Source organism: Burkholderia sp. MSMB1835 (genome assembly GCF_001526365.1).
Taxonomy (GTDB): Bacteria; Pseudomonadota; Gammaproteobacteria; order Burkholderiales; family Burkholderiaceae; genus Burkholderia.
In genome coordinates, this window is sequence record NZ_LOYP01000015.1 from 33,885 (window position 1) to 51,359 (window position 17,475).

The 17,475-nt window shown below is 68.6% G+C and carries 13 protein-coding genes; 8 read left to right on the top strand and 5 right to left on the bottom strand.

From position 1 onward, the window contains the following. Positions 1-3 precede the first annotated feature (3 nt). The 5 genes from WS96_RS06735 to WS96_RS06755 all read right to left on the bottom strand — a co-directional run bounded on the left by WS96_RS06735 (position 4) and on the right by WS96_RS06755 (position 7,676). Complete coding sequence (locus WS96_RS06735) at positions 4-315, bottom strand: hypothetical protein (RefSeq protein WP_059500725.1); 312 nt, start codon at positions 313-315, stop codon at positions 4-6. Continuing rightward, complete coding sequence (locus WS96_RS06740) at positions 312-2,333, bottom strand: BCCT family transporter (protein WP_059783782.1); 2,022 nt, start codon at positions 2,331-2,333, stop codon at positions 312-314. The genes WS96_RS06735 and WS96_RS06740 overlap by 4 nt, the downstream gene beginning before the upstream one ends. 308 nt (positions 2,334-2,641) lie before the next feature. After that, entirely contained in the window at positions 2,642-3,829 is a 1,188-nt protein-coding gene (locus tag WS96_RS06745) for a porin (RefSeq protein WP_059831400.1), read from the bottom strand. Between the two features lie 126 nt (positions 3,830-3,955). Beyond that, a complete protein-coding gene (locus WS96_RS06750) occupies positions 3,956-6,376 on the bottom strand; it encodes a glycoside hydrolase family 31 protein (RefSeq protein WP_059831401.1) in 2,421 nt (806 codons plus the stop codon). Between the two features lie 28 nt (positions 6,377-6,404). Continuing rightward, a complete protein-coding gene (locus WS96_RS06755) occupies positions 6,405-7,676 on the bottom strand; it encodes an MFS transporter (protein ID WP_059831403.1) in 1,272 nt (423 codons plus the stop codon). Positions 7,677-8,145: 469 nt separating this feature from the next. Between WS96_RS06755 and WS96_RS06760 the strand changes: the two genes are divergently transcribed. The 8 genes from WS96_RS06760 (at position 8,146) to WS96_RS06795 (ending at position 17,469) form a co-directional block, all read left to right on the top strand. After that, positions 8,146-9,090: a MurR/RpiR family transcriptional regulator gene (locus tag WS96_RS06760; protein ID WP_059831404.1), complete on the top strand. Its 945-nt coding sequence runs from the start codon at positions 8,146-8,148 to the stop codon at positions 9,088-9,090. Then, positions 9,087-10,085 carry an isoaspartyl peptidase/L-asparaginase family protein gene (locus tag WS96_RS06765; RefSeq protein ID WP_059831406.1) on the top strand — a complete coding sequence of 333 codons (999 nt, stop codon included), beginning with the start codon at positions 9,087-9,089 and terminating at the stop codon, positions 10,083-10,085. The genes WS96_RS06760 and WS96_RS06765 overlap by 4 nt, the downstream gene beginning before the upstream one ends. 25 nt (positions 10,086-10,110) lie before the next feature. Next, the gene (locus tag WS96_RS06770; RefSeq protein WP_059831408.1) at positions 10,111-12,009 is read left to right on the top strand and encodes a dipeptide ABC transporter ATP-binding protein; all 1,899 of its coding nucleotides are present in this window, start codon (positions 10,111-10,113) and stop codon (positions 12,007-12,009) included. A gap of 102 nt (positions 12,010-12,111) precedes the next feature. Beyond that, positions 12,112-13,674: a glutathione ABC transporter substrate-binding protein GsiB gene (gene gsiB / locus WS96_RS06775; protein WP_059831409.1), complete on the top strand. Its 1,563-nt coding sequence runs from the start codon at positions 12,112-12,114 to the stop codon at positions 13,672-13,674. Between the two features lie 67 nt (positions 13,675-13,741). Further along, positions 13,742-14,662: a glutathione ABC transporter permease GsiC gene (gsiC, locus tag WS96_RS06780; protein WP_059783767.1), complete on the top strand. Its 921-nt coding sequence runs from the start codon at positions 13,742-13,744 to the stop codon at positions 14,660-14,662. A gap of 7 nt (positions 14,663-14,669) precedes the next feature. After that, positions 14,670-15,563 carry a glutathione ABC transporter permease GsiD gene (gsiD, locus tag WS96_RS06785; protein ID WP_059783765.1) on the top strand — a complete coding sequence of 298 codons (894 nt, stop codon included), beginning with the start codon at positions 14,670-14,672 and terminating at the stop codon, positions 15,561-15,563. After that, positions 15,563-16,645: a DmpA family aminopeptidase gene (locus WS96_RS06790; protein WP_059831410.1), complete on the top strand. Its 1,083-nt coding sequence runs from the start codon at positions 15,563-15,565 to the stop codon at positions 16,643-16,645. The genes gsiD and WS96_RS06790 overlap by 1 nt, the downstream gene beginning before the upstream one ends. Continuing rightward, entirely contained in the window at positions 16,642-17,469 is an 828-nt protein-coding gene (locus tag WS96_RS06795; RefSeq protein ID WP_059831411.1) for a M55 family metallopeptidase, read from the top strand. Before WS96_RS06790 ends, WS96_RS06795 begins: the two co-directional genes overlap by 4 nt. The last annotated feature ends 6 nt before the right edge of the window (positions 17,470-17,475 follow it).

The following is a 17,475-nucleotide window of genomic DNA, read 5'->3' on the forward strand; positions in this document are numbered from 1 at the left end:
CCGTCAGCGTTTCCGCGCGCGCAGCATCAGCCACGCGCAGCCACCGGCGACCAACGCGAGTCCGAGCAGGACGGCCTCGGCGCCGAGCGCGAAACCGGGCGGCATTTCGCCGCTGTTCGGTACCGGCGACAGGTTGCCGCCCATCGCGACGGCGCCGCCGGCGAGCAGCGCCGCGCAGACGATCCAGTAGACCTTGCCGAGCGGCGCCGCGGCGCGGATCCGCCACAGCGCGATGCCGGCGCCGCCGAGGTACAGCACGGCGAGCGTGCCGAGTGCGATGACGTCGACAGCGCGGCTTTGCAGCAACCCGCTCACTCGGCCTCCGTCGCGTGCCCCGGCGCGCGGCTCAGCAGGTGCGTGCGTGTGTCCGCGGCGAGCGACACGTAGCGTTCGTACTGGCGCAGCACGTCGGCGATCACTTCGTCGCCGCGCAGGTATTCGACGTCGTAGCCGAGCCGACCATCCTCGAAGAACGTGACGATCCCGTACACGTGCGCCCGCGCGGCTTCCGGCTCGGCCGCCTCGCGCATCAGGAACGCGGCCGCGGATTTCGCGGTGACGCGCACGCCGTACACGAAATCGCGGTGTTCGGCGGTCGGCACGGTGAGCCGCACCGCATCGTCGCCGTCGCGCTGCACGTGCGCATCGACGCCGCTTGCGCGCAGCTCGTCGGCGACCTTGCGCAGCGCGGGCTCGACCGTCTCGGCAACGAACTGGCGCGCCTCGGCCTCGGTCGTCTGCCGCAGGATGTGCGTCAGGCGATGGCGCCAGTGCTGGCCGGTCCAGAAGCTCGCCGCGGGCGCGATGTCCTGCGAATAGTGCGCACGGTCGGCCGCGAGCCCGCGCCACAGTCCGTAGCACAGCGCGAGCATGATGAGGGCGACCGGCAGCGCCGCGATCAGCGTCATCGCCTGCAACGCGCCGAGCCCGCCCGCGACGAGCAGCACCGCGGCCGTCACGCCGAGCAGCGCGGCCCAGAACAGCCGCTGCCAGACCGGCGAATGCGCGTTGCCGCGCGTCGCGATCTGGTCGATCACGAACGCGCCCGAATCGGCGGACGTGACGAAGAACACCGCGATCAGCACGATCGCGACGATCGACAGCAGTTGCGGAAACGGCAGGAAATCGAAGAAGCGGAACAGCAGCGCATCGACGTTGGTCGCCGTCTGCGCGAGCGCGCCGGCCGCGCCGTGCGTGTCGAGCCAGATCGCGCTGTTGCCGAACACGGTCATCCACACGAGGTTGAACGCGGTCGGCACGAGCAGCACGCCGATCACGAACTGGCGGATCGTACGGCCGCGCGAGATGCGCGCGATGAACATGCCGACGAACGGCGACCACGACACCCACCACGCCCAGTAGAGAATCGTCCAGCCGCCGAACCAGCCTTCCTCGCGCGGCGGCGCGTAGGCGTACGTGCGGAACGACAGGTCGACGAGGCTCGACAGGTACTGGCCGATGTTGTCGCCGAGCGCGCGCAGCAGGAATGCGGTCGGGCCCGCGACCACCACGAAGGCGAGCAGCAGGAACGCGAGCAGCAGGTTCAGCTCGGACAGCCGGCGCACGCCCTTGTCGAGGCCGGTCGCGGCCGACACGCCCGCGAGGATCACGACCACCGCGACGAGCCCGATGCGGAACAGGTTGCCGCCCGTGTCCCACCCGGCGGCCGTATGGAGGCCCGCGCTCAGCTGCATCACGCCGTAGCCGAGGGTCGTCGCGATCCCGGCGACCGTGCCGACGAGCGCGAACGCGTCGACCGTGTGACCGACCCAGCCGTCGATGCGTTCGCGCAGCACCGGATACAGCCCCGAGCGCAGCGTGAGCGGCAAGTTGTAGCGGAAGCCGAAGTACGCGAGCACGAGCCCCATCAGCCCGTAGATCGCCCACGCGTGGAAGCCCCAGTGGAAGAACGTCATCAGCATCGCTTCGCGCGCGGCGGCAGGCGTGCCGGGATCGACGGTCGGCGGCTTCAGGAAATGCTGCATCGGCTCGCCGACACCGAAGTACATCAGCCCGATGCCCATGCCGGCCGCGAACAGCATCGCCGTCCACGACACGAAGCTGAATTCGGGTTCGGCGTCGTCGGGGCCGAGCCGGATATTGCCGAAGTCGCTGGCGGCGATCAGCACGAGAAACACGAGGAAGCCGGTGACGGCGAGCACGTAGAACCAGTCGAACCGTGCGATGACCCATTGCTGGCCGGCGGAGAACAGCGCGCCGGCTTCGCTCGGGTGCAGCGCGCACACGACGAGTAGCGCGCCGATGACGGCGAGCGCGGGCAGGACGACCTGCGGCTTGAATGTCGTGCGGGGCGAGGGACGGGAATCCGGCATGGCGGGCATCCAGTTGTGGGCGCAACGAAGCGCGACGCCGCCCGGCGCGCACGTCGCGCGTCGGACCCTGATACGGCGTGCGTCGAGTGTACCGCGGTGTCAGGACTGCAAGAAGGGGTATGCAGAAGGGATGAACCTGACGGATTGTAAGGTATCGCGGCCATCGAGAAAACCCGCGCGATGCGCGCGGCGGGCCGGCGAGGCGGGGAACGCGCCGCGACGAACGCGTATCGGGCGCCCGGACGGCGCGCGCGGCAAGCGCATCGTCCGGGCCGGAGACGGCGCGCGGAAGGCGCCGCCGGACGGGCTCAGAACGTGACGGCGATCCCGGCCATGCCGACGAACTGGCCGTGCGTCGTCGACGGCGTGAGCTGCTGCGAATCGCCGACGATCGGCGCCGCGTCGACGATGTGGCCGGCGCCTTGCGCGCCGAGCGTCCGCCCGCTCGAATGCGTGTACGCCTGCAGCGCATAGAGCGTCGTGCGTTTCGACAGGCTGTACGACTCCTTCAGCGAATACTGCTGATAGCGGGCCGCGTTCGCGACGCCGTTCGCCTTCGACGCGAGCGTATACGCGAATGCGCCGGCCACCGAGAACGTCGGCGTGAAGCGGTACGCGGCAAGCGCGCCGTAGGTGTTGAACACGGCCGTGTCGGTGAAGGTCGAGCCGTTGCCGGGCAGATACTTCACGTTCGAATAGTTGAGCCCCATCGTCAGGTCGCCGAGCGTGTAGTTGCCGGCCGCCGCGACCTGCTCGACGGCTTTCGCGGTGAGGTAGCCCTGATTCAGCACGGATACCGCGAAGCTGCCCGACGATGCGGTGGCCGGATTCAGGAAGCCCGCGGACGAGCCCGAGCTGTTGATCCGCAGGTAGCCGGCCGCGATCCCGATCGGCCCGTTCGCGTAGCGCAGCGCGGCGCTGAACGTGTTGCCCTTGCCGGTCGCGCCGGCAATGCCGCCGAAGGCGTACATCGCGCTCGCGCTGAGCCCGGCGAAGGTCGGCGACGTATAGGTGACCGAGTTGTTCACGCGAATCGTCGTGTCGAGGCCGTCGATGTCGCCCGGATGCGCGCCGGTGGCGCCCGTCAGCCAGCTGCTCGACGCATACGGGCCGACGAACAGGAAGTAGGGCGTGTACTGGCGGCCGGCCGTGACCGTGCCGTAGCGAACGTTGCGCAGGCCGACGAAGGCCTGGCGATTGAACAGCGTGCCGGCGGCGGCCTGCGCGCCCGTATTCAGGTTGAAGCCGGCCTGCAGGTCGAAGATCGCGTGCGTGCCGCCGCCGAGATCCTCGTCGCCGCGCAGCCCGAACTTCGACGCATACAGGTTGCCGTCGCGCATGTAGACGTTCGAGTGTCCCTGCTGGTTGTTCACGTACGCGAGCGAATCGTCGACGACGCCGTACAGCGTGACGCTGCTCTGCGCGTGGGCGGCGGTCGTGCCGAGCGACGCGGCCGATAAAATCAGGATTGCATAACGGTTGGCGGATGCTTTCATTGTCGATCTCCGGGTCTCTTCATCTTTTCAAGGGGCGGGAGGTTGAATGCCTCCTCTGTGGCAGGGGGCGGGCCGCGCGAACGGCCCGCCCGATCGGGTTTGCTTCGGCTTTCGTGGTTCGGTGGTTCAGTGGTCGAACGCGACGACGAGGCGGCGCCACGCACCGTCTCTCGCATCCTGCTCGACTCGCGCATCTCGCACCGCAACCGGGCCTTGCAGCGACGCGGGCAGCAGGATCTCGACGCGATCGGCCGGGCGCGCCGGGCGGCCGTCCCAGCGGACCGACACGCCGAGCACGCCCGACGCCTCGCGGCCGGTCTCGATGCGCCACAGGCCGTATTCGCCGTCGCGCCATGCTTCCGTCTCGCCGTCGTCCTCGACGCATTCGCCGTACGCGACGCCGTCCTCGATCCGCGGTGCGACGAGGAAGCCGCGCGTATCGGCGCGCGCACCGAAATGCTGTTCCGCGACGTTCAGCGGCAGCACGCGGCCTTCGCGCAGCAGCGTCACCGGCGTGTCGAGCGGCGCGGGCAGCGTCACGTTCGCGCCGCCGTCGAACGACTGCGCGCTCGCGCAGCAGGTCCAGCGTGCGCCCGCCGGCAGGTAAACCGTGCGTTCGGTCAGACCGGGATCGACGACCGGCGCGACCAGCAGCGCGTCGCCGAGCATCATGTCGTCGCATGCGTCGTAGCAGCGCGCATCGCCGGGGAAATCGGCGAAGGTCGGCCGCAGCACGGGCTCGTAGCGCGTGGTCGTCAGCCACAGCAGGTGATAGAGGTACGGCAGCAGCCGGTAGCGCTGCTTGATCAGCGACGCGACCTGCGCGGCGATCTCCGGGTACATCCACGGCTCGTTGACGGTGCCGTCGTCGTTCCACGAATGAATGCTGAAGCGCGGCATGAAGATGCCGAACTGCACCCAGCGCAGCAGCAGCTCGGGCGACGGCGCGGGGCCGGAGAAGCCGCCGATGTCGTGGCCGATGTTCGACACGCCCGACAGCGCGAGCCCGAGGCCCATCTTCAGGTTGTAGCGCAGCGTTTCCCAGGACGTGAAATTGTCGCCGGACCACGTCTGCACGTAACGCTGCATGCCGGCGCCGCCGGAGCGCGACACGAGGAACGGCCGGCGCGCCGGCGCATGCGCGCGCTGCGCATCGCGCGACGCGCGCATCATCAGCATCGTCTGGAGCACCTTGGCTTCGCGTGCCGGAAACGGCTGGCCGAAGCCGTGCGCGATCGCGTCGGGCGACCAGATCTCGTATTCGTTGTTGTCGTTCCAGGTCGACTCGATTCCGTATTCCAGCAGCGCCGACGTGACCTGCTCCTGCCACCATCGGTAGGCGTCCGGCTGCGTGAAGTCGAGATACGCGCCGACTTCGTCCCAGAACTGCACCCATGCGGGTTCGCCGGATGCCGAGCGGATCAGCAGAGCGCGCTGCGCGGCTTCTTCGAAGGCGGGATGGTCGCGCAGCAGGCACGGCTTGATGTTCGCGCACAGGCGGATGCCGTGGTCGCGATAGTGCTGCACGAAACCCTTCGCGTCGGGAAACTTGTCGCGGTTCCAGTTGAACACGTAGCGCTTCGCGCCGATCGACGTATAGCCCGACGACAGGTGGAACGAATCGCACAGGATGTCGTGCGCGTCGCACTGCTCGACGAACTGGTTCATCTGCTGCTGGGCGTCCGGCGCGTCGGTGTAGCTCATCGTCGAGCCCGAATAGCCGAGCCCCCATTTCGGCGTGCGCGCGGGGCGCCCGGTCAGCCACGTGAAGCGCCGCGCGGCCGCGAGCGGCGTATCGGGCGACGCGATGAAGTAGTAGTCGAGATCGCCGTGCTCGGCGACGAAATAGCGATAGGGCCCGTGATAGTTGTCGAGCTCGCGGCCCATGTCGAACGAGCAGTCGGACAGCGTGTCGTAGAACAGCCCGAACCCCTGGCACGCATCGGGCGACCACGTGATGTAGAACGGGATGTGCTTGTACAGCGGGTCGGTGTGCTTCGCGCTGTAGCCCATCGCGTCGATGTTGCGCATCTCGAAGCGTGCGCCCGTGCGATCGAGTTCGCCTGCGCGTTCGCCGAGGCCGAATACCTTGTCGCCGCGCTCGCGGGCGACGTAGTGATACGCGCGCTCGTCCCACCAGCCGAAGTTGTACGCCTGCGTCGGGCGGTCGGCGAGTGCGACGCGCCATGCGCCGTCCGCGCCGCGCATCGACCACGTGCAATGGCCGCCTTGCCGGCGCACCGCGAGCCGGACCTGCGCGGTTTCGATGCGCACGCCGTCGTCGTCTTCCGCGAAGTCGTAGTGGGGCAGCGCGAAGCCGCTCAGGTCGAGGCGGTCGCGCCCGTCGAGCGGCACGTCGTCGAGACCGGGCGCGATCGTCCACGTGCGCGGGTTGCGCGCCGTCGCGTCGGGGAGCACGCGCACGCGCACGATATCGTCCTCGAGCACGAAGATTTCGAGAGTCGCGCCCGTATCGGAGGCGAGCAGCACGCGGTTCGCGTGGTGGCCGGCGACGCGGAACACGGGCGGATGAAGAAGCGAAGTCATGAATGCGATTTCCTGGTGAAAACGGATGTCACGCGTGCTGCGCGAGCAGGCGTTCCTGCTTCGACTGCCCGCGGATCAGCACCGCGAGCAGCGTGACGCCGACGATGTCGAACAGGCCGAGGCACGCGAACAGCGGCGCATAGCCGATCTTGTCCGCGAGCGCGCCGACCAGCAACGAGAAGCCGAGGCCGCCGATCCACGCGGCCATCCCGGCGAAGCCGCTCGCGGTGCCGACTTCCTCGGGGTCGAACACGTCGGCCGACAGCGTGTTGACGAGCGCCGAGATCATCTGGTGCGCGAAGCCGCCGACGCAGAACAGCGCAATCGCCGTGTACGGCGACGACACGAGGCCGATCATCGCGGGCCCGAGCATCAACACCGCGCCGAGCGCGACGCCGGCGACGCGCGACCACACGAGCGGCAGCCTGAAGCGATTGGCGAGATACGGCGACAGATAGCCGCCCGCGATGCCGCCTGCGTCGGCCGCGAGAAACGGCATCCACGCGAACACCGCGATCTGCGTGAGCGGCATGTGGCGCTCGGTCGCGAGGTACAGCGGAATCCAGAAGCTGAAAGTCTGCCACGCGGGTTCCGCGAAGAAGCGCGGCAGCGCGATCGCCCAGAAGCGGCGCGCGGTGACGACGTCGCGAATGCGGCGCTTCGACACGGGCGGCATCGTGGCCTGGCCGTCGCGGATCAGCGTGCGCTCCTGCGGCGTGAGGCGCGGATGATCGGCCGGCGACCGGTACTGCGTGTACCAGAGCGCGGCCCACACGAATCCGAGCGCGCCGGTGACCATGAACGCGGCCTGCCAGCCGAACCGCATCGACAGGAACACGACGAGCGGCGGCGCGATCGCGGCGCCGAGCGACGTGCCCGCGTTGAAGTAGCCGACCGCGACCGATTTCTCGCGATCGGGAAACCATTCGGCGACGGCCTTCATCCCGGACGGAATCGCGGCGGCCTCGAACAGGCCCAGAAAGCCGCGCAGGATGCCGAGCGACAGCCAGCCGGACGCGAAGCCGTGCGCGACGCCGACCACCGACCACAGCATCGCGAACAGCGCGAAACCGAGCCGCAGCCCGATCAGGTCGACGATGAACCCGCATACCGGTTGCATGATCGTGTAACCGATCTGGAAGGCGCCGACGATGTACGAGTACTGCTGCGTCGAGATCGCGAACACGTGCTTGAGCTCGGGCGCGAGCACCGCGAGGGAATTCCGTGCGAGGTAGTTGAGGATCGTGCCGAGACATACGAGCACGATGATCCACCAGCGCAACGCCTTGACTGTCTTCACTGCTGTCTCCTGTCAGGGAGGGCGGGCGCGCGGCGCCTGCCCGGTCCGTGAGGGCCATCCGTCCGGATGGCTTGTTTCGTTTTGTTCGTACGATGTCCGATCTTGATGTGCGCCGGTTTTACCGGTTTATATCGAAATCACGGTGTTCGAGCGAACATCCGGTCGTCTTTGAGCTGCAATGTTATCTGACGACTGATCATTTTCGAACATCCTATGTTCGAATGCGAATCCGGTCAACGTGAATCTGCATTCGAACGAACGTACTCGGGGTTTTCCCGATGAACGGTCGCGACCGGGCGAGCGGCAGCGCAGGCGGTTGCCCGTCGAAGGCCCGTGCGGCGGCCCGGACGATCGTCCGGACGGTCGACGCACGCCGGGTGGGGCGTGACAACCCTGATGAAAATTTATTTCTTTTCGGAAGACGGATTGTGTAAATTGATTTTCATCGAACCTTGCAACAACCCTTCGCATGACGCCTCTCGTTCCGCCCGATGTCAGTCACGACGAACCCGCGATCGCCGAGCGGATCGCGTCGGCGATGCCGTTGATGACGCCGATTCACCGGCGCATGGGCGAATTCGTGCTCGCGAACCCGTTTCGCGCGGCGACGATGCGGATCGACGAGCTCGCGCAGGCGGTGAATGCGTCGATCGCGACCGCGAACCGCTTCGCGAAAGCGCTCGGTTTCGACGGCTATCCGGCGATGCGCGCGGCGCTCGTGCGCGGCTTCGAGGCGACGCTCGGGCCGGTCGAACGGCTGCGTTCCGCGCAGGAGCAGGAGTCCGGCGTGCGCGGCGCGGTCTGGATCGACGCGGTGTTCGACCAGGCTGCCGCGAACATCGAGAACACGCGTGCGCAACTGGACGCAGCCGATGTCGAGGCGGCGGTCGAGGCGATCGTCGGCGCGCGGCGCGTGCTGATTCTCGGCGCCGGGTCGAGCGCGTTTCTGGCCGGATTGATGGAGCACGGACTGTCCGTCTGCCATGACAGCGTGCAATCGCTCGCGCTGCTCGGCGGGCCGTCGCATGCGGCGCGACGCCTGTACACGGCCGATTCGCGCGATCTCGTGATCGCGCTCGCGTTTCCGCGCTACGTGAAGGACACGATCGAGCTGGCCCGTCGTGCGGCGGCGCGCGGCGCGCGCGTGCTCGGCATCTCCGACGGCCCGCAATCGCCGCTCGCGCCGATCGCGTCGCTGAACCTGTACGTCAAGGCCGAGCGGCGTTTCGCGGCCACGTCGGAAGCCGCCGTGCTGACGATGATCGAGGCGCTGATCGATGCGGTCGCGCTGCGCACGCATCGGTCCGCGAAATCCGCCGCCGAGATGACCGAATTCCTGCTGCCGTGGCTCGTGCAGCCGCAAGCGGCGTTGCCGGCCGCCAACCCTTCTTTCCCCCGTCCGAAAAAATCATGACTTCACCCGCGATCGTCGCGATTCACGGCGGCGCAGGCACGATCCTGCGCGAAGCGATGGATACCGACACCGAACGTCGATACCGCGCCGAACTCACCGCGATCCTGCAGGCCGCGCAACAGGTGCTGGCCGACGGCGGCAGCGCGCTCGACGCCGTCACCGTCGCGGTGCGGATGCTCGAGGATTGCCCGCTGTTCAACGCCGGGCGCGGCGCCGTCTATACGGCGGAAGGCAAGCACGAACTCGATGCGGCGGTCATGGACGGCGCGACGCTCGGCGCCGGCGCGATCTGCTGCGCGACCCGCGTGCGCAATCCGGTGCTCGCCGCGCGGCGCGTGATGGAGGCGAGCGAGCACGTGCTGTTCGCCGGCGCGGGCGCCGATGCGTTCGCGGCCACGCAGGGGCTCGAACTCGCCGAGCCCGGCTACTTCGACACCGACGCGCGGCATGCGCAGTGGGTGAAGGCGCGCGCGGCGGCCGGCGCGATGCTCGACCACGATGCGGCGACGTTCGTGTTCGGCCAGTCGCAGCAACAGCCGCAGCCGGCCGAGCCGCTCGATCCGGACCGCAAGCACGGCACGGTCGGCGCGGTCGCGTGCGACCTGAACGGCCACATCGCGGCGGCGACGTCGACGGGCGGCATCACGAACAAGCAGCCGGGGCGCGTCGGCGATTCGCCGATCATCGGCGCCGGCTGCTATGCGGACGACGCGACCTGCGCGGTATCGTCGACGGGCACCGGCGAGATGTTCATGCGGCTCGCGACGGCCTACGACGTCGCCGCGCAGATCGCGTATCGCGGCGCGTCGCTCGCCGATGCCGCGCACGACGTCGTGATGAACAAGCTGCCGCGCCTCGCGGGCCGCGGCGGGATCATCGCGGTCGACGCACGGGGCAACGTCGCGATGCCGTTCAACACCGAAGGGATGTACCGCGGCTACGCACGCGTCGGCGAAGCGCCGGTCGTCGGCATCTACCGCGACGACGCGGCCTGATCGCGGATCGCACGAGGAGAGACGCATGACTTCGAGCCGTAACCCGTCGGTCCTGACGCTGCCCGAGCAGCGCGTGGTGGCCGTCGACGACCTGTCGGTCACGTTCCGCCGCGAAGGCGCGACGTTCGATGCGGTGCGCAACGTGTCGTTTCACGTCGATCGCGGCGAGACGCTCGCGATCGTCGGCGAATCGGGCTCGGGCAAGTCGGTCACGTCGCTCGCGCTGATGCGCCTCGTCGAGCACGGCGGCGGCGAAATCACGAGCGGCCGCATTGCATTCCGGCGCCGCGGCGGCGCGCTGGTCGATCTCGCGCAGGCGCGTGCCGCGACGATGCGCGGCATCCGCGGCGCGGACATCGCGATGATCTTCCAGGAGCCGATGACGTCGCTGAATCCGGTGTTTACGGTCGGCGACCAGATCAGCGAGGCGATCGCGCTGCACCAGTCGAAGGGCGCCGCCGAAGCGCGCGCGGAAGCGCTGCGGCTGCTCGATCTGGTGCGCATCCCCGAAGCGCGCCGCGTGTTCGCACGCCATCCGCATCAGTTGTCGGGCGGGATGCGGCAGCGAGTGATGATCGCGATGGCGCTGTCGTGCCGGCCCGCGCTGCTGATCGCCGACGAGCCGACGACCGCGCTCGACGTGACGATCCAGGCGCAGATCCTGCAGTTGATCCGCGGGCTGCAGGACGAAATGAACATGGGCGTGATCTTCATCACGCACGACATGGGCGTGGTGGCCGAGGTCGCCGACCGCGTGCTCGTGATGTATCGCGGCGAGAAGGTCGAGGAGGGCGAGTCGGACCGCATCTTCGCGACGCCCGCGCATCGCTACACGCGGGCGCTGCTCGCGGCGGTGCCGCGGCTCGGCTCGATGCAGGGCACCGACGTCCCCGAGAAATTTCCGCTGCTCAAGGTGGACGGCGCGAGCGCGACGGCGCCGACCACGGCGTGCGCGGCGAACGACGCGCAGCCGCCCGTCGATCACGCCGCGCCGCCGATCCTGCGCGTGCGCGATCTCGTCACGCGCTTTCCGGTGAAGAGCGGCGTGTTCGGCCGCGTGTCGCAATACGTGCATGCGGTCGAACGCGTGAGCTTCGAGCTGCGCGCGGGCGAGACGCTCGCGCTCGTCGGCGAATCGGGCTGCGGCAAGTCGACCACCGGCCGTTCGCTGTTGCGCCTCGTCGAATCGCAAAGCGGCTCGATCGAATTCGACGGCCGCGACATCAGCGCGCTGAAGGGCCCGGACCTGCAGGCGTTGCGCCGCAACATCCAGTTCATCTTCCAGGACCCGTTCGCGTCGCTGAACCCACGCCTGACCGTCGGCTTCTCGATCATGGAGCCGCTGCTGGTGCACGGCGTCGCGAGCGGCAGCGAAGCGCAGGCGCGGGTGGACTGGCTGCTCGACAAGGTCGGCCTGCCGCCGGAGGCCGCGCGCCGCTATCCGCACGAATTCTCGGGCGGCCAGCGCCAGCGGATCGCGATCGCGCGTGCGCTCGCGCTGAACCCGAAGGTCGTGATCGCCGACGAGTCGGTGTCGGCGCTCGACGTGTCGGTGCAGGCGCAGATCGTCAACCTGATGCTCGACCTGCAGCGCGAGCTGGGCGTCGCGTACCTGTTCATCTCGCACGACATGGCGGTGGTCGAGCGCGTCAGCCATCGCGTCGCGGTGATGTATCTCGGCCAGATCGTCGAGATCGGCCCGCGCCGCGCGGTGTTCGAGGCGCCGCAGCATCCGTACACGAAGAAGCTGATGAGCGCGGTGCCGGTGGCCGACCCCGCGCGCCGGCATGCGCCGCGCCAGCTCGCGGCGGACGAGATTCCGAGCCCGATCCGCGCGGTCGGCGACGAGCCGCTCGTCGCGCCGCTCGTCGCGGTCGGCCCCGATCATTACGTCGCGACGCATCGTGTCGGCGGCGCGTATTGAGTGGGGGAGTCGTGCGCGGCGACGACGGCGCACGCACCCGCAGGCAGTCGAAACCGAAACGCCCGTGAGGCGTCACCGATTCACCGATAGGAGCCCAGCAAAATGACCCTGCAGCATCCGTTTTCGATGTTCCGTCCGCGCGCATGCTTCGTCGCGCTTGCCGGCGCGTTTGCGCTGTCGTCCGCACTGCCCGCGTACGCGCAGCAGACCGCGGTGATGGCGGTGGATTCGACCTTCACGACGATGGACCCGTACGACGCGAACGACACGGTGTCGCAGGCCGTCGTCAAGTCGTTCTACCAGGGCCTGTTCGGCTTCGACAAGGACATGAAGCTCGTCGACGTGCTCGCGACCGGCTATGAAGCCAGCCCCGATGCGAAGACGTACACGATCAAGCTGCGCGCGGGCGTGAAGTTCCACGACGGCACCGATTTCAACGCGGCGGCCGTGAAGGCGAACTTCGACCGCGTGACCGATCCCGCGAACCACCTGAAGCGCTACAACATGTTCCGCGTGATCGAGAAGACCGAGGTCGTCGATCCGACCACGGTGAAGGTCACGCTGCGCGAGCCGTTCTCGGCGTTCATCAACACGCTCGCGCACCCGTCGGCCGTGATGATCTCGCCGGCCGCGCTGAAGAAGTGGGGCCGCGACATCGCGCTGCATCCGGTCGGCACCGGGCCGTTCGAGTTCGTCGAGTGGAAACAGACCGACGACCTGAAGGTGAAGAAGTTCGCGGGCTACTGGAAGAAGGGCTATCCGAAGATCGACGCGATCGACTGGAAGCCGGTGGTCGACAACAACACGCGCGCGGCGCTGATGAAGACGGGCGAAGCCGATTTCGCGTTCCGCATTCCGTTCGAGCAGGCGACCGAGCTGAAAGGCAACCCGAAGGTCGACGTCGTCGAGCGGCCGTCGATCGTGCAGCGCTACGTGTCGCTGAACATGCTGCAGAAGCCGTTCGACAACCCGAAGGTGCGCCAGGCGCTGAACTACGCGGTGAACAAGGAAGCGCTCGCGAAGGTCGCGTTTTCCGGCTTCGCGACGCCGTCGACCGGCGTGGTGCCGCAGGGCGTCGATTACGCGACGAAGCTGGGCCCGTGGCCGTACGACCCGGCGAAGGCGCGTGCGCTGCTGAAGGAAGCCGGCTATCCGAACGGCTTCGAGACGACGCTGTGGTCCGCGTATAACAACTCGACGTCGCAGAAGGCGATCCAGTTCGTGCAGCAGCAGCTCGCGCAGGTCGGCGTGAAGGTGCAGGTGCAGGCGCTGGAAGCCGGCGAGCGCGTCGCGAAGGTCGAGAGCGCGCCCGATCCGGCGAAGGCGCCGGTGCGGATGTACTACATCGGCTGGTCGTCGTCGACGGGCGAAGCGAACTGGGCGATCACGCCGCTGCTGGCGGGCGCGTCCGCGCCGCCGAAGCTCGTCAATACCGCGTACTACAAGAACGACGCGGTCGACGGCGATCTGACGAAGGCGCTCGAGACGACCGATCGCGCGAAGAAGGCCGAGTTCTACGCCGATGCGCAGAAGCAGATCTGGGCCGATGCGCCGTGGATCTTCCTCGTGCAGGAGAAGATCGTGTATGCGCGCAGCAAGCGGCTGCAGGGCGCGTACGTGATGCCGGACGGCTCGTTCAACTTCGACGAGATCTCGCTGAAATGACGGCGGTTCGTCCGCCATGCAGTGCCGGCGGCGCGAGCCGCCGGTGCGCTGATTCGATCGGTGCCCCATGCTGAATTTCCTCGTCAAACGCCTGTTCGGCCTGCTGCCCACGCTCGCGATCGTCGCGGTGCTGGTGTTCCTGTTCGTGCACCTGCTGCCGGGCGACCCCGCGCGGCTCGCGGCCGGCCCCGAAGCCGACGACGCGACGATCGCGCTCGTGCGCGCCGATCTCGGGCTCGACAAGCCGATGCCCACGCAGTTCGCGAACTTCTTCGTGAAGATCGCGCACGGCGATTTCGGCGTGTCGACGCGCAGCAAGCGGCCGGTCTCGACCGAGATCGGCGAACGCTTCATGCCGACGCTGATGCTGACGCTCGTCAGCATGGGGTGGTCGACGCTGTTCGGGATGGCGATCGGGATTGCGTCGGCGGTCTGGCGCAATCGCTGGCCCGACCGTCTCGGGATGACGCTCGCGGTGTCGGGCATCTCGTTCCCCGCGTTCGCGCTCGGCATGCTGCTGATGGAAGTCTTCTCGGTGAAGCTCGGTTGGCTGCCGGTCGTGCCGGACGGCTCGTGGAAGAGCTACGTGCTGCCGTCGCTGACGCTCGGCGCCGCGGTCGCGGCCGTGATGGCGCGCTTCACGCGCGCGTCGTTCGTCGAGGTGCTGAACGAGGACTTCGTGCGCACCGCGCGCGCGAAGGGCGTGCACGAGCCGATGGTCGTGCTCAAGCACTGCCTGCGCAACGCGATGATCCCGGTCGTCACGATGATGGGGCTGCAGTTCGGCTTCCTGCTCGGCGGCTCGATCGTCGTCGAGGTCGTGTTCAACTGGCCGGGGCTCGGGCGCCTGCTGGTCGACGCGGTGACGATGCGCGACTACCCGGTGATCCAGGCGATCGTGCTGCTGTTCTCGCTGGAATTCATCCTGATCAACCTGACCGTCGACGTGCTGTACGCGGTCATCAACCCGACCATCCGGTTCAAGTGAGGCGCGAATGAACGCGACTGCCCAGCCCGCGGCGCCGGCCGCACCGACCGCGATCCGCACGCCGTGGCGCGAATTCTGGCGCAAGTTCCGCAAGCAGACCGTCGCGCTCGTCGCCGGCGGCTTCGTGCTGGCGCTCGTGGTGCTCGCCTTCGTCGGCCCGCACATCGTGCCGTTCGACCCGGAGAACTATTTCGACTACGACGCGCTGAACGCGGGGCCGTCGGCCGTGCACTGGTTCGGCGTCGATTCGCTCGGCCGCGACATCTTCAGCCGGATCGTCGCGGGCACGCGCATTTCGCTCGCGGCCGGCTTCTTCTCGGTTGCGCTCGGTGCGGCGATCGGCACGTTGTTCGGGCTGCTCGCCGGCTATTACGAAGGCTGGTGGGACCGCATCACGATGCGCATCGCCGACGTGCTGTTCGCGTTCCCGGGCATCCTGCTCGCGATCGGCGTGGTCGCGATCCTTGGCAACGGGATGGTCAACGTGATCTGCGCGGTCGCGATCTTCAGCATCCCGGCGTTCGCGCGGCTCGTGCGCGGCAACACGCTGATGCTCAAGCACATGACCTATGTCGAAGCCGCGCGCAGCATCGGCGCGTCCGACTGGACGATCATCATGCGGCACATTCTGCCGGGCACCGTGTCGTCCGTCGTCGTCTACTTCACGATGCGCATCGGCACGTCGATCATCACCGCCGCGAGCCTGTCGTTCCTCGGGCTCGGCGCGCAGCCGCCGACGCCGGAGTGGGGCGCGATGCTCAACGAGGCGCGCGCGGACATGGTGACGGCGCCGCACATCGCGGTGTTCCCGAGCCTCGCGATCTTCCTGACCGTGCTCGCGTTCAACCTGCTCGGCGACGGGCTGCGCGACGCGCTCGACCCGAAGCTGGAGCGCCGTTGATGCGCGCCGCACCGATGTGGACGGCGACGCTGCCGGCCGGGCCGCGCGGCACGATCGCGGACGTGCCCGGCGTGACGGTCGGCCATTGCACGCTCGATGCCGGCAACGTGCAGACCGGCGTGACCGTCGTGAAGCCGCATCCGGGCGACGTGTACCGCAGCAAGGTGCCGGCCGGGGCGGCCGTGATCAACGGTTTCGGCAAGAGCGTCGGGCTCGTGCAGATCGACGAACTCGGCACGCTCGATACGCCGATCGCGCTGACCAATACGTTCGGCGTCGGCGCGGTTGCCCACGCGCAGATCCGTGCGGCGATCGCGGCGAATCCGCAGGTCGGTCGCGACTGGCCGACCGTCAATCCGCTCGTGTTCGAGTGCAACGACGGTTACCTGAACGATATCCAGGCATGCGCGGTCACCGCCGCGCATTACGACGACGCATGCCGCGCGGCGTCGCGCGACGTCGCACGCGGCGCGGTGGGCGCCGGGCGCGGAATGTCGTGCTTCGACCTGAAAGGCGGGATCGGCTCCGCGTCGCGCGTGGCCGTCGCGGCCGGCCGGCCCTATACGGTCGGCGCGCTCGTGCTCGCGAATTTCGGCCGGCTGCCGATGCTGACGCTCGGCGGCGTGCCGCTCGGGCGCATCGTCGCGCAACGGCGCGCGGCCGAAGCCGCCCATACGGCGGCGCCCGAGCAGGGCTCGATCATCCTGTTGCTGGCCACCGATGCGCCGCTCGATGCGCGGCAGTTGTCGCGGCTCGCGCGCCGCGCGGCGGCGGGGCTGGCCCGCACGGGCTCCGTCTACGGGCATGGCAGCGGCGATATCGCACTCGCCTTCTCGACCGCCTACACGATCGCGCACGACGCATCGACGATCGCGCTGCCGGCCCTCGTGGCCGATGCGGCGCTCGATCCGCTGTTCATGGCCGCGGCCGAAAGCGTCGAGCATGCGATCGCCGACGCGTTGCTGCAGGCGGTGACGGTCGCCGGGCGCGACGGCCACGCGCGGCCATCGTTGCGCGACGCGCTGCCCGATCTCGACCGGTTGTTCAACGAGTACAACGAAGGACGTTCGACCCCGTCATGAAGATCCTGATCTCGACCGACATCGAAGGTGTCGCCGGCGTATTCGCCACCGAGCAGACGCGCGCCGGCAATCCGGAATACGAGCGGGCGCGCCGCTGGATGACCGCCGAGGCGAACGCGGCGATCGAAGGCGCGTTCGCCGGCGGCGCGCAGGCCGTCTGGGTCAACGATTCGCATGGCGGCTATCGCAACCTGCTGCCCGACGGGCTCGATGCGCGGGCGCGCGTCGTGCTCGGCAAGCCGCGTACGCTCGGGATGATGGCGGGCCTCGAACAGCAGCCCGATCTCGTATTCATGATCGGCTATCACGCGAAATCGCAGACGCGCGGCGTGCTCGCGCACACGATCAACAGCTTCGCGTTCACGCAGGTGTGGCTGAACGGCGTCGAGCTCGGCGAAGCCGGGCTGTACGGCGCGCTGGCGCGCGAATACGGCGCGCACGTCGCGCTCGCGACGGGCGACGACGTATTCGCCGAGGAAACGCAGCCGCTGTTTCCGGACGCGCGTTTCGAGACGGTCAAGACCGCCGGCGGCGCATCGAGCGGCGAGACGCTCACGCCGTCCGCATCGTGCGCGCGCATCGCGACCGCCGCACGGGAGACGGTCGCGCACGCGCTGTCGTCCGGCCGGCGCGCGGGCGCCCATCGGCCCGCGCCGGCCGCTTGCACGCTGCGCGTGCAGACGGCCGCGCTCGCCGACCTGTTCTGCGTGCTGCCGTCGCTCGAGCGTGTCGATGCGGTGACGCTGCGTTTCGACGGGCCGTCGGTCGAGCACGTAGTGCGCACGCTGAACAGCCTGTCGGCGATGTCGTTCATGTTGCGGTGACGCGTG